This window comes from Micromonospora sp. CPCC 205558 (assembly GCF_036902955.1).
Classification (GTDB): Bacteria; Actinomycetota; Actinomycetes; order Mycobacteriales; family Micromonosporaceae; genus Micromonospora.
Map to the genome: position 1 here is coordinate 1 of NZ_JBAKHR010000033.1, position 11,457 is coordinate 11,457.

At 71.2% G+C, this 11,457-nt stretch carries 11 protein-coding genes and 1 pseudogene; 7 read left to right on the forward strand and 5 right to left on the reverse strand.

The window, feature by feature from the left end:
• The first annotated feature begins 705 nt into the window (after positions 1-705).
• Positions 706-2,286, forward strand: coding sequence for a DHA2 family efflux MFS transporter permease subunit (locus tag V6U86_RS28150; protein WP_334508423.1), 1,581 nt, complete (start codon positions 706-708; stop codon positions 2,284-2,286).
• A gap of 55 nt (positions 2,287-2,341) precedes the next feature.
• On the opposite strand, the gene V6U86_RS28155 is transcribed toward V6U86_RS28150, so the two are convergent.
• The 4 genes from V6U86_RS28155 to V6U86_RS28170 form a co-directional block, all read right to left on the reverse strand.
• Positions 2,342-2,803: a DUF5709 domain-containing protein gene (locus tag V6U86_RS28155; RefSeq protein WP_334508425.1), complete on the reverse strand. Its 462-nt coding sequence runs from the start codon at positions 2,801-2,803 to the stop codon at positions 2,342-2,344.
• Between the two features lie 120 nt (positions 2,804-2,923).
• Positions 2,924-3,808 carry an alpha/beta fold hydrolase gene (locus V6U86_RS28160; RefSeq protein WP_334508427.1) on the reverse strand — a complete coding sequence of 295 codons (885 nt, stop codon included), beginning with the start codon at positions 3,806-3,808 and terminating at the stop codon, positions 2,924-2,926.
• 111 nt (positions 3,809-3,919) lie between these two features.
• Positions 3,920-4,843 carry an RNA polymerase sigma factor gene (locus V6U86_RS28165; RefSeq protein ID WP_334508429.1) on the reverse strand — a complete coding sequence of 308 codons (924 nt, stop codon included), beginning with the start codon at positions 4,841-4,843 and terminating at the stop codon, positions 3,920-3,922.
• A gap of 94 nt (positions 4,844-4,937) precedes the next feature.
• Positions 4,938-5,906 carry a helix-turn-helix transcriptional regulator gene (locus tag V6U86_RS28170; protein WP_334508431.1) on the reverse strand — a complete coding sequence of 323 codons (969 nt, stop codon included), beginning with the start codon at positions 5,904-5,906 and terminating at the stop codon, positions 4,938-4,940.
• 62 nt (positions 5,907-5,968) lie between these two features.
• Here V6U86_RS28170 and V6U86_RS28175 point away from each other — a divergent pair, with 62 nt between their 5' ends.
• The 3 genes and pseudogenes from V6U86_RS28175 to V6U86_RS28185 all read left to right on the forward strand — a co-directional run.
• Positions 5,969-7,102, forward strand: a complete 1,134-nt coding sequence (locus tag V6U86_RS28175) for an epoxide hydrolase family protein (protein ID WP_334508433.1) — start codon at positions 5,969-5,971, stop codon at positions 7,100-7,102.
• Positions 7,099-8,256 carry a winged helix DNA-binding domain-containing protein gene (locus V6U86_RS28180; RefSeq protein WP_334508435.1) on the forward strand — a complete coding sequence of 386 codons (1,158 nt, stop codon included), beginning with the start codon at positions 7,099-7,101 and terminating at the stop codon, positions 8,254-8,256. Before V6U86_RS28175 ends, V6U86_RS28180 begins: the two co-directional genes overlap by 4 nt.
• Before the next feature lie 73 nt (positions 8,257-8,329).
• Positions 8,330-8,797, forward strand: a pseudogene (locus tag V6U86_RS28185) (DUF2071 domain-containing protein); the annotation flags it as partial.
• Here V6U86_RS28185 and V6U86_RS28190 read toward each other — a convergent pair.
• Positions 8,791-9,768, reverse strand: coding sequence for an aldo/keto reductase (locus V6U86_RS28190; RefSeq protein WP_334508437.1), 978 nt, complete (start codon positions 9,766-9,768; stop codon positions 8,791-8,793). The pseudogene V6U86_RS28185 and the gene V6U86_RS28190 overlap by 7 nt on opposite strands.
• A gap of 162 nt (positions 9,769-9,930) precedes the next feature.
• On the opposite strand from V6U86_RS28190, the gene V6U86_RS28195 reads away from it, so the two are divergent.
• The 3 genes from V6U86_RS28195 to V6U86_RS28205 are packed head-to-tail and all read left to right on the forward strand — an operon-like array spanning position 9,931 to position 11,455.
• Positions 9,931-10,290: a hypothetical protein gene (locus V6U86_RS28195; RefSeq protein ID WP_334508439.1), complete on the forward strand. Its 360-nt coding sequence runs from the start codon at positions 9,931-9,933 to the stop codon at positions 10,288-10,290.
• Positions 10,291-10,323: 33 nt separating this feature from the next.
• On the forward strand, positions 10,324-10,884 hold the full coding sequence (locus tag V6U86_RS28200; protein WP_334508441.1) for a carboxymuconolactone decarboxylase family protein: 561 nt from the start codon (positions 10,324-10,326) through the stop codon (positions 10,882-10,884).
• 4 nt (positions 10,885-10,888) lie between these two features.
• On the forward strand, positions 10,889-11,455 hold the full coding sequence (locus V6U86_RS28205) for a TetR/AcrR family transcriptional regulator (protein WP_334508443.1): 567 nt from the start codon (positions 10,889-10,891) through the stop codon (positions 11,453-11,455).
• The last annotated feature ends 2 nt before the right edge of the window (positions 11,456-11,457 follow it).

Below are 11,457 nucleotides of genomic sequence, written 5' to 3' on the forward strand. Positions count from 1 at the left end.
GCGATTGGCAGGCGACGGCCACCCCGAATTCGTGCCACCGGCCTGGCTCGACCCCGAACAGGTTCCCCGCCGCAACCACTACCACCGACGCACATAGGAGCACCCGCCCTGCACAACGGCCACCCCCGGTCAACAGGCTGGTCGAGTGGCCAGCCCAGCACGCCCTACGTCCGTGCCGCCACCGATTCCGTGCGGCCATCGAGGCGACGGGAAGTGCGCGGCCAGGTTCCGGCGCCCCTCACTCCCGGTCAGCGATCAACGTGGTGAGAGGCGGCCAGCCGACCTCTGATCCTGGTTGCACTGATCCTGGTTGCACTGGTCCGGGTCGCGTTGGTCCTGGCCGCGCTGATCGAGGCCGCGTTGGTCCGGGCTGCGTTGTTTCCAGGCTGCACTGGTCCGGGTCGCGTTGCTCCCGGGCGGCGTTGGTCCGGGTCGCGCTGATCGAGGTCGCGTTGGTCCTGGCCGCGACCCGCCGCTCGCTCGCGGTTTCGCCCGCCTGATCGACACGCCGACGTCCGGCCACAGTCGCACCGCCGATCGGATGTGACGCCAGGGGGAGCGTTAATCCGGCGGCGAATCGTCACAACTGGCGGTTAGTCTTCCTGCGCGCGTCGTCGTCCTGGCACGTCGCGCCCCGCGCCTGGTCGGCGCGGCAGCGCCGCCACCGCCCACCATCGGCCGGATCAATCGACTTCAGGAGAGTTAGTGACACAGCAATCCGTCGCGACATCGGACAAGCTCGACGCCGCGGTGCTCAAGGTGGCGGGCGTCGTCGTCCTTGGCGCGATCATGTCGATCCTCGACGTGACGGTGGTCAGCGTGGCGCTGCCCAAGTTCCAGAGCGAGTTCGACGCGTCCTACGCCCGCGTCGCCTGGACCATGACCGCCTACACCCTCGCGCTCGCCACCGTGATCCCGCTCAGCGGGTGGGCGGCGGACCGGTTCGGCACCAAACGGCTCTACATGGTGGCGTTGGCCCTGTTCACGATCGGGTCGGGGCTCTGCGCCATGGCCGACACGATCGGCGAGCTGATCGGCTACCGGGTCCTGCAGGGCCTCGGTGGCGGCATGCTCATGCCGCTGGGCATGACCATCATGACCCGGGCGGCCGGCCCGCACCGGATCGGCCGGTTGATGGCAGTCCTCGGCATTCCGATGCTGCTGGGCCCGATCGGCGGCCCGATCCTCGGTGGTTGGCTGATCGACACCGCGAGCTGGCACTGGATCTTCCTGATCAACCTGCCGATCGGCGTGATCGCCCTGATCTACGCGCAGTTCGCGCTGCCGAAGGACGCGCCCGAGCCGTCCGAGTCGTTCGACTTCGTCGGCATGATCATGCTGTCGCCGGGTCTCGCCCTCTTCCTCTACGGCGTCTCGTCCCTGCCGGAAACCGGCACCTTCACCGAGGCCAAGGTCTGGGCCCCGATGCTGGTCGGCGGCGCGCTGGTGGTGGCGTTCGTGCTCTACTCGTTCAAGCCCCGGCATCCGCTGCTCGACCTGCGGCTGTTCCGCAACCGCAGCCTGACCATCGCGTCGGTGACGATGTTCGTGTTCATCATCGCGTTCATGGGTGCCGGTCTGCTGTTCCCGAGCTACTTCCTGCAGGTGCGCGGTGAGTCGACGCTGGCCGCGGGTCTGCTGATGGCCCCGCAGGGCATCGGCGCGATGATCACCATGCCGATCGCCGGCACGCTGGCCGACCGGGTGCCGATCGGGCGTACCGTCCCGTTCGCGCTGGGTCTCATCGTCATCGGGTTCTTCGGCTTCACCCAGGTCGACCCGCAGACGTCGTACTGGCTGCTCGGTGGGTCGCTGTTCGTGATGGGTCTGGGCATGGGCGGCACGATGATGCCGATCATGACGTCGGCCCTGCGGACGTTGCAGGCGCAGGAGGTCGCGCGCGGCTCGACGCTTGTCAACATCCTCCAGCAGATCGGCGGTTCGGTCGGCGCCGCCGTGATGTCGGTGATCCTCACCAACGAGCTGAACGGCTCCCGGCCGATCCCCGGCCTGGTGGACGAGAGCGGCAAGCCGGTCACCGAGGCCGGGTTGGCCATCGCCTCCCAGCAGCGGCCGGAGCTGCTGCAGCAGATGCCGGTGGACCCGTCGCTCATCGAGCGCGGGCTCGACTTCGCCGCCAAGTCGTTCGCCACCACGTTCTGGGTCGCGTTCGCGCTTGTCGTGCTCACGTTCATCCCGGCCGCACTGCTGCCGCGCCGACGTCAGCCAGCGCAACTCGACGACCCGCAGGGCGAGCAGGTCAAGACGCCCGTCGTCATCCACTGACCGAAAACCGCCGCGCCCAGCACCCCGTGAGGTGCTGGGCGCGGCGGTTACGGTGTCAGCGCAACGGGCCGTCGCCGGGCCCGTCCGGGTCCTCGACCAGGTGGATCGCCGCTTCCTCGGCGCTGGCGCCACCCCCGTCGATGCCGGCGTCCCACGCCACGGACTCGGGCTCGTCATCCTCGCCGAAGCCCTCGTCGTAGGCGACCAGACGACCGGCGCGGGCCTCCGACTCGTACCCCCGGCGGGTCAGCTCGTCCTCGTCGTCGCCACCCTCGGCGTACGGGTCGACATCCGGCACCTCCTGGGCGAGGTGTTGCGCCAGGGACTCGCCCGCGCGCTCCTCGGCCGGTGTGGTGCCGAACCGGTTCGCCGCCGTCCAGTGGTCCTCGGCGACGATGCCGGTGTCGAGGGGGTCGCCGACCCGGTCGTCGTCCAGGGTGTCGGAGGCGTCCAGCACCCCGTCGTCCTCGGCCACGTTCCACTCGTCGACGGAATCCATCCGTTCGGTCTGGCTCACGGCGGTCTCCTCTTGGTCATGGTGCGGCAAAGTGCCCAGCCTATGACCGTGCAACGCGAGCGCGCCCCGAGGCCTGCCCGTTGTGACGAACGACCTCGGGGAGCGCTGGCCCGTGCTGGGTCAGCGCTTCAGCAGTTCCGCCACGCCATCGGTGAACTCGACCGGCTGCTCGATGTGCCCGAAGTGCCCGCTTCGCTCCAGCGTCACCAACCGCGAGTCCGCAAGCCCCGCGTGCAGCTGCTCGGCCCAGCGGGGGCCGCAGATGAAGTCGTACGCCCCGACGATCACCACGACGGGCACGGTGATCTCACCGAGGTTGTCCCGCACGTCGAAGGGCGTGGGGTCCTGCGCGCCGGCCGGCGTCGCCGAGATCCGGACAGCCGCCTGAAATGGGGCGAACTCGTCCTGTCGACCCCAGAAGTCCGCGAAGTACACCGGCAGGGCGGCGCGCAGCGCGGCCCCCAACGACTCGTCGTCCGTCGCGCCGCCGATCTGCGCGAAGGCGCCCGGAACCGCAGCCGCCTCCGGGCGGTCCGGGTGCCGCTGCGGGTAGGCGGCGAGGCCGGCCATGGCCTCGCCCCAGAACTCGGCGCCGGTGACGGGTGAGGTGTCGTACAGGGCGAGGCCGGCGATCCGGTCCGGGTGGTCGAGCGCGTACCGCTGGGCGACGAAACCGCCGTGCGAGTGCCCGAGGAGGTACACCCGGGGCTCGCCGAGGTGCTCGACGACGGCGTGCAGGAACCGGACATACGTGTCCAGACGGTAATCGGCGGGGTTGTCGAGCTGCCCGGACGCGCCCGTGCCCACCGGCTCGACGTAGACCATGGTGAAGTGCGCCTCAAGGCCGGGCGTCCGCAGGTACGCCCACTCGATGCCCGGGCCGCCGGAGTGCGCCACGCAGACCGGGCCGGTGCCCGCGACGTGGTAGACCTGCCGGACGCCGTCGACGGTGAACGTGTGGGCACCGGGTGCGAGGGCGCTGACGTCGTGGCTGGTGGAACCCATGAACTATCTCCCGATCCGAGACCCGCGCGGCGTCCGCCGACACGGCAACTGGTGCATGACGCAGACCAGATGCGCGGGTCGAGGGAAAAGTTCGCTCGGTCGGAAGGTTTTTCAGGCCCGCGCCGGGACGGGGTGGAAGAGGGTGAGTTGGCGCACCCGGCCCTCGCGCAGCACCTGCAACCACAGCGCCGCGGGTGGGCAGTGCTCCGGGTCGTCGGGTGGGCTGATCAGGTCGGTCTCCCAGATCAGTACGTCGCCGCTGGCCGCCACGTTGCGCAGCCGCTGACGTACCCCGGCATCCAGGTCGCAGTTCATGCCATTGATCGCCAGGTCACGGCCGCCGTGCGGGCCGCCCGGCACGATCATTTCGGCGTCCGGCCACCAGCTCTCGCGGACCACCCGCTCGAAGTCGCCGTCCATCGCCGTCGCGATCATGTCGCGACCCTCCCGCCACCGGGTGTCGTTGGAGGCGGCGACGTCCGCGTGCGCTGTGGTCGCCGCGGTGCGAAGGCCGCCGGCGAGCGCACGGCGGGCGTGGTTGAGGCGGCTGCGGACGGTGCCGACCGGCACGCCACACACGGCGGCGATCTGCTCGTACGAGGACGCGTCGCTGAAATACCGCAGCAGGGTGACGAGGCGGTCAGGCTCGGACAGTTGCTCGATGGAGTGCCACACCCAGTCGCGCACAGCAACGCGGTCCAGCGCCTCCTCCGGGGTGGGGGTGTCGGCCGGGCCGGCGAACCATTCCGGTTCGGCGACCGGGACGGCTGCGGGCCGGCGCAGCACCGTCCGGCTGTTGTTGCGGACGATGGCCCGCAACCAGGGGCCGACGGCGCTCGGGTCGCGGAGCTCGCCGATGCGACGCAGGGCGACGAGCATCGTGTCCTGCACCGCGTCCTCGGCGTCCGGTCCGTAACCGAGGACGCTCAGCGCGACGGCCCGCATCCCGGCCTCGTGCCGGGCCAGCAGCACACCGAGCGCAGCCGCATCTCCCGCCTGCGCGAGCACCACAAGCTCCCCGTCGCTCTGCGTCACGCCCAGTTCCTCCCCGAAACGCCTGTTCTGAACGCTTGCGCTCCATCAAGCGTACGGCGGACCGGCGTGCCGGTGGCCCGGGCCGTCGGCCGTCCTACGCTGGGCACGGGCTGGCGGCGCGGGTCGCCCGGGTGCCGATCTGCCGCAGGTGCGCGATCAACTCCGGAGGCTCGTGCACCTCCATGTCGCAACCGAGGGTCAGCAGGCGCCACGCCAGCCATTCCAGAGTGTCGGCGTTGCTGCGCAACCGGCAGGAGGTTTCGTCGATCGGCTCCAGATTGACGCCGGCACCACCGAGCGGGCCCGCCATCCGCTCGATCGGCGCGTGCAGTGTCACCACCGCCCGGTAGACGGGCGTCAGCTCAAGCAGCTTCTCCGTCATGAACGAGGCGGCGTCGGACGCCGGCAGTTGCCGGGCGGCGACCCGGATGCGGGTGGGGCGCAGGTCGGTGATCCGGTCGACCCGGAAGATCCGCCAGTCGTCGCGGTCGTTGTCGTAGCCCACCAGATACCAGCGCCGACCCGCCGACACCAGCTTGTACGGCTCGACGAGCCGTTCGGTGTCCACGCCGTCGCGACGGCGGTAGGTGAACCGCAGCTGCTCACGATTGTTGACGGCGCCGGCAAGCGCGCTCAGGTGCTCCGGGTCGACCGTTGGTCGGTCCCAGGTGAGCAGCGGTTCGGTGGCCGCCCCCAGCGCGCTGACGCGGTGCCGCAGCCGGGACGGCAGCACCTGTTCGAGTTTGGCCAACGCCCGTACCGAGGCCTCCTCGATGCCGGCCACCGCGTGACCGGCGGCGGTGCGCAGACCGACCGCGATCGCCACCGCCTCGTCGTCGTCGAGCAGCAGCGGCGGCATCGCCTTGCCGGCGACCAGGCGGTATCCGCCGATCGCGCCCATCGTCGCCTGCACCGGATAGCCGAGGTCGCGCAACCGCTCCACGTCGCGGCGGATGGTGCGCAGGCTGACGCCGAGCCGGGTGGCCAACTCGCTGCCGGGCCACTCGCGGGGCGTCTGCAACAGCGACAGCAGGCCCAGCAGTCGGGCGGGGGTGTCGGACATGACCCCAGGATGCCAGCGATGTGTGCCAGAAGCTGTCCTACATGGGCCGTAGCGTTCCCGGCATGACGCCATTTCGCATCGACATTCCGCAGGCGGACCTCGACGACCTGCGTGACCGGCTCTCCCGAACCCGGTGGCCCCGCTCGTTGCCCGGCACCGGCTGGAGCCGTGGGGTGCCGGTGACGTACCTGCGCGAGTTGACCGAGTACTGGGCGAATGGTTACGACTGGCGGGCCCAGGAGGCGCGCCTGGACGACTTCCCCCAGCTCGTCACCGAGATCGACGGCTTGGATGTGCACGTGCTGCACGTCCGCTCGCCGGAGCCGGGCGCGCTGCCGTTGTTGCTGACACACGGCTGGCCGAACTCCGTGGTCGAGTTCACCGAGCTGATTGGCCCGCTGTCCGACCCACGCGCTCACGGCGAGGATCCCACGCAGGCGTTTCACGTGGTCGTGCCGTCGGTGCCCGGCTACGGTTTCTCGCAGGCGCCGCTGGCCGGGTTCACGATCGACCGGCTCGCCCGGATGTGGGTCGAGCTGATGGCCCGCCTCGGCTACCACCGTTACGGCACCCAGGGCGGTGATCTCGGTGCGTACGTCGCGCCACGGGTGGCCGCGGTGGCGCCGGAGCAGGTCGTCGGCGTGCACATCGACGGCGGGTTCGGCTTCCCGACCGCCGCCGACGTGCCGGACATGAGCGCTGCGGAACGCGCCGAGTGGGAGCAGATGCAGCAGTGGATGAGCGGTGGCGTCGACCATCACGCGCTGCTGCGGGCAGCGCCGCAGACCCTCTCGTACGCCTGGAACGACTCGCCGGTCGGGCTGCTGGCCTGGATGATGCAGAAGTTCAAGGAGTTCACCATGACGGTGCCGACGCCGGAGCAGGCCATCGACCGGGACCATCTGCTCACCAACGTGAGCCTCTACTGGTTCACCGGCACGTCGGGAACGTCGTCGTGGCCCATGTACGAGCGACTCACCGTCGCCGACGATGGCGGTTTCGCCTGGCCGACGGGCCAGCGGCAGGTGCCGTCCGGTGTGTACGGCGGCGGCTCCGCGCTGATGCGCCGCCTCGCCGAGCGAGACAACACGATCGTCCACTGGCCGCAGGGCAACCCGGGCAGCCACTTCGTGGCGATGGACGAGCCGCTGGCGCACGCGGCGGACATCCGCGCGTTCTTCGAGGGCCTGCGATGATCGAGCTGAGCTGGGCGCAGGTGTCCGCCCGACGGCTTGCGCGGCACCGGCTCTGCACGCCGGCGGCGGACGCGGCACCGGACGCCGCACGCGTCGCCGACGTGGTGTCGGCGATGTGCGGCGCGCACGCCCAGATCGCGTCGGCCGCCGAATTGTCCATCGGGCTGCGGGTGCCGGGCGCGACCCGCGCCCTGGTGCGCCGGGCACTGTGGACGGACCGCACGCTGGTCAAGACCCGTGGGCCCCGCGGGACTGTGCACCTGCTCGCCGCGGCGGACCTGCCGATGTGGGTCGGCGCGCTGTCCGCGTTGCCGGCGCCGTCCTGGGAACGGAGTGCGGTCCTGCTGACGCCCCGGCAGACCGAGCAGGTCCTCACGGCCATCGCCGACGCGGTTGCCGAGGCCGACCTGACCACCGCCGAGCTGACCGAGGAGATCGTCGCCCGTACCGGCCCGTGGGCGGGTGACCTGGTCATGGAGGCGTTCCAGGACAGGTGGCCCCGGTGGGTCGCGGCGATGACCGCCGCCACCCGGGGCGGTGTGGTCTGCTTCGGCCCGGATCGCGGTCGGGCCAGCACGTACACCAGCCCGACGAGGTGGCTGCCCGACTTCGCGCCGATGCCTGGTCGCGCCGCCCTGGCCGCCCTCGTCCGCAGCTACCTGCACGCGTACGGGCCGGCCACCCCGGCGCAGTTCGCCCGGTGGCTGGCGGTCCCCCCGGGATGGGGGACGTTGCTGTTCGACTCGCTCGACCTGACCGAGGTGACGGTGGAGGGCACCCGGGCCTGGGTGGCCGCCGACGACACCGGGTTCCCCGACGACCGGCCGTCCGGGTTGCGGCTGCTGCCCTACTTCGACGCGTACGCGGTCGGCTGTCACCCGCGCGAGCGGCTCTTCCCCGGTGCCGCCGCCGAACGGGCGCTCGCCAATGGACAGGCCGGCAACTTTCCGGTGCTGCTGGTGGACGGGGTGGTCGCCGGCGTGTGGCATCAACGCCGCTCCGGCCGCTCGATCCGGGTCACCGTCGAGCCGCTGCGGACGCTCGACGCCGCCCATCAGCGGGCGCTGGCCGAGGAGGTCGAACGGGTCGGCGAGATCCTGGAGGGCGGGGCGTCGTTGACCATCGGCACCGTCAGCGTCGGTCCGCACGCCTGAGGCCCCCCGGGCGGGCCGCCTGGGCGACGATGGGAGCGTGCAACCCGAACCGGTCGACCACGCGCCCCGGCAGGTGTTCCGGTCGCTCGACGCGTCCCGCCTGGTGCCGGTGCTGGTGGCGAGGGCGACGTTGCGCCTGCCGTACCTCTGGTCGTCGATGCGGTTGGAACGCGACGGCGACCGCCGCACCTACCGGTGCCGGCGGCGCTGGCCCGGGCCGGCGGGCACGACGAGCCGGATGGTGGTGCGGGTGGGGGAGCGGATCGCCGACCCGACCCCGCTCGAACACTTCCTCACCGCCCGCTGGGGGCTGCACACCCGGGCGTACGGGCGCACGCTGCACCTGCCGAACTGGCATCCGAGCTGGCCGTTGCACCGGGCCGAGCTGCTGCGCCTGGATGACGAGTTGGTAGCCGCCGCAGGGCTGCCGGCGCCGGTCGGGTCGCCGGTCAGCGTGCTCTACTCGCCCGGTGTCGGGGTCAGGTTCGGTCCTCCGGTGGCGGCCCGGCCGCGTGGTGCCGGGCCGCCCGAGCCTCAGTAGCGGCCACCCTCTGGTGCGGGCAGCTTCTCCAGGTCGGCCAGGTCCTCGGTGCTGAGCCGCACGTCGGCGGCCGCGCAGTTGTCCACCAGGTACCTCGGGGTCTTGGTGCCGGGGATCGGAATGACCTGGTCGCCCTGGGCGACCACCCAGGCGAGGGCGACCTGCGCGGGGCTGACACCCGCCCGGTCGGCGATCTCCCGGACCCGGGCGACGATGGCGAGGTTGGCGCGCAGCGCCTCCTGCTGGAAGCGCGGCAGGCCGCGCCGGAAGTCGTCGGCGGGCAGGTCGTCGAACGAGGTGAACCGGCCGGCGAGGAAACCCCGACCGAGCGGGGAGAACGGCAGGAAGGCGATGCCCTGCTCGGCGCAGTACGGCAGCACGTCGGTCAACGGGTCGCGCGTCCACAGTGACAGCTCGGACTGCACCGACGCCACCGGGTGCACCGCCTGGGCCCGCGCGATCTGGGCGACCGTCACCTCGGAGAGCCCGATCTGCCGCGCCTTGCCGGCCGCCACGACCTCGGCCATCGCACCCCAGGACTCCTCGATCGGCACCTCCGGGTCGACCCGGTGCAACTGGTAGAGGTCGACGTGGTCGGTGCCGAGCCGGCGCAGGCTCTCGTCGATCGCCGCGCGGATGTGCTCCGGGCGGCCGTTGTTGCCGATCTTCGGTGAGTTGCCGGGGCCACCGGTGGGGGAGGTGGCCACCAGGCCGACCTTCGTGGCCAGGACGGCCCGGTCCCGGTGGCCGCCGGCCAGCGCCCGCCCGACCAGCGCCTCGTTGGTGTACGGCCCGTACACGTCCGACGTGTCGATCAGCGTCGCGCCCAGGTCCAGCGCCTGTCGGATGACGCCGATCGACGTGTCGTCGTCGCGAGGACCGGTGATGTCGTAGCCGTGGCTCATGCCCATGCAGCCGAGGCCGATGACGCCGACCTCGGGGCCGGTGCTGCCCAGCGTGGTGGTTCGCATGCCCCCACGCTACGACCGGGGCGGTCGACCCGCCGAGGTGGGCACGGCGGTTCCCGGGTACGTGACGACTCTCACCGGAAACGGACTCAGGAGTCCGGTACGGTGGACGCTAAGCGGACCTACGAGTCCGGATAGGCAGCACAGTTCCCCAGGAGGATCCCCATGAACCCGGTACGGATCAGCGATGCCCTGCGCGCGGTCGTCTTCGATCCCTCGCGCGACCTGACCGCGGCGCTCGACGAGTTCTACGCCCCCGACTACACCCACAGCAGCGACGGCGAGACCCTCGACCGGGCCGCGTTCGTCGAGATGGTGACCCGGGTGCGTGGTCAGATCGTCGGTGGCACCGTGCGCGTCCTCGACGAGCTGCGCGATGGCCTCCACTACGCCGAACGACACGTCTTCGAGATCACCATGGCCGACGGGTCGACCGCCAAGCGGGAGATCGCCATCTTCGGGTCGTACGCCGAGGACGGTCGGTTCCGCCACCTCAGCGAAACGGGCTTCGACCTGCCCGCCTGACCCCACTTCGACGACCAGAAACAGGAGATAGCCATGCCACGCCTTACCGACCCCGACCCGAACGCGATTCCCACCGACGTCCGCGACTTCCTGTCCGCACTCCCGCCCGATCCGATGGTCAAGATGCTGACCCACTCGGTCGGCACTGTGAAACCGTTCATCCAGCTCGCGAGGGCGCAGTTCACCGCGCTGGAGCTGCCCGCCCGCTCGCGGGAGGTGGTCATCCTGGCGGTGGCCGAGTACACCGGGAGCGAGTTCGTGGCGGCCCAGCACGGCCCCATATCCGAGGCGGCCGGCGTCGACCAGCGCACGCGCGAGATCATCAGCAGCCGGCGCATCGACAACCCGGACCTCTCCGCGTACGACCGGACGCTCATCCGGTTCACCGCCGAGGTGGTGCGGTCACCGCGCGTTCCCGACGAGCTCTTCGACCAGGCCCGGCAGATCCTCAGCGAGCGCGAGATCGTCGAGGTGCTCCAGGTGATCGGCTACTACTGGTCGTTCGGCCGGGTGGCCACGGCGCTCAACGTCGAAATCACCAACGTGTACGGCGACGAGCCGCTGCTGACCGACGAGACCGAGCGGGCAGACTGAGCCCATGACGCCGCCGACGCCGAGTGACCCGGAGACTCCCCGTCGGCGGCTGGACGCCCGCCGCAACCAGGAGCGGGTCATCGCCGCCGCCCGGGAGCTCTTCACCGAGCAGGGTCTCCAGGTGACGGTGCCGCAGGTGGCGGAGCGGGCCGGGGTGGGTCGCGCGACGGTCTACCGCAGCTACCCCAGCAAGGAAGACCTGATCGTCGCGGTCGTCCAGCGGCAGTTTCAGGAGTTGGAGCAGCGCATCCAGGCGGCGCTCGACGGCGCCGACGCGTACCGGGAATGGTGTTCGTTCGTGCCCGACCTGTTCGAACGCCTCGCCCGCGACCGGGTCCTCGCCGACGCGTTCTTCGAGGGCCGCCTGGTGCCCGCCGCACGCATCCTGGGCCTGATCGGGCAGCTGGTGGTGGCGGCCCGACCATCCCGCAAGATCCGCGCGGACGCCGGGGAGCTGGACATCCGGGTCATCCTCTGCGGGGTGGTCCGGCAACTCATCGTGTTCGACGAGCGCGACCCGGCGGTGTGGCGTCGGTACGCCGACCTGGTGCTCAACGCGCTGCGCCCCTGAGT

Excerpts from the sequence above, each read along its gene's own strand:
- V6U86_RS28160 (WP_334508427.1), bottom strand. The coding sequence starts at position 3,808 with ATGGGTTCCACCAGCCACGACGTCAGCGCCCTCGCACCCGGTGCCCAC.
- V6U86_RS28170 (WP_334508431.1), bottom strand. The coding sequence starts at position 5,906 with ATGTCCGACACCCCCGCCCGACTGCTGGGCCTGCTGTCGCTGTTGCAG.
- V6U86_RS28175 (WP_334508433.1), top strand. The coding sequence starts at position 5,969 with ATGACGCCATTTCGCATCGACATTCCGCAGGCGGACCTCGACGACCTG.
- V6U86_RS28180 (WP_334508435.1), top strand. The coding sequence starts at position 7,099 with ATGATCGAGCTGAGCTGGGCGCAGGTGTCCGCCCGACGGCTTGCGCGG.
- V6U86_RS28190 (WP_334508437.1), bottom strand. The coding sequence starts at position 9,768 with ATGCGAACCACCACGCTGGGCAGCACCGGCCCCGAGGTCGGCGTCATC.
- V6U86_RS28195 (WP_334508439.1), top strand. The coding sequence starts at position 9,931 with ATGAACCCGGTACGGATCAGCGATGCCCTGCGCGCGGTCGTCTTCGAT.
- V6U86_RS28200 (WP_334508441.1), top strand. The coding sequence starts at position 10,324 with ATGCCACGCCTTACCGACCCCGACCCGAACGCGATTCCCACCGACGTC.
- V6U86_RS28205 (WP_334508443.1), top strand. The coding sequence starts at position 10,889 with ATGACGCCGCCGACGCCGAGTGACCCGGAGACTCCCCGTCGGCGGCTG.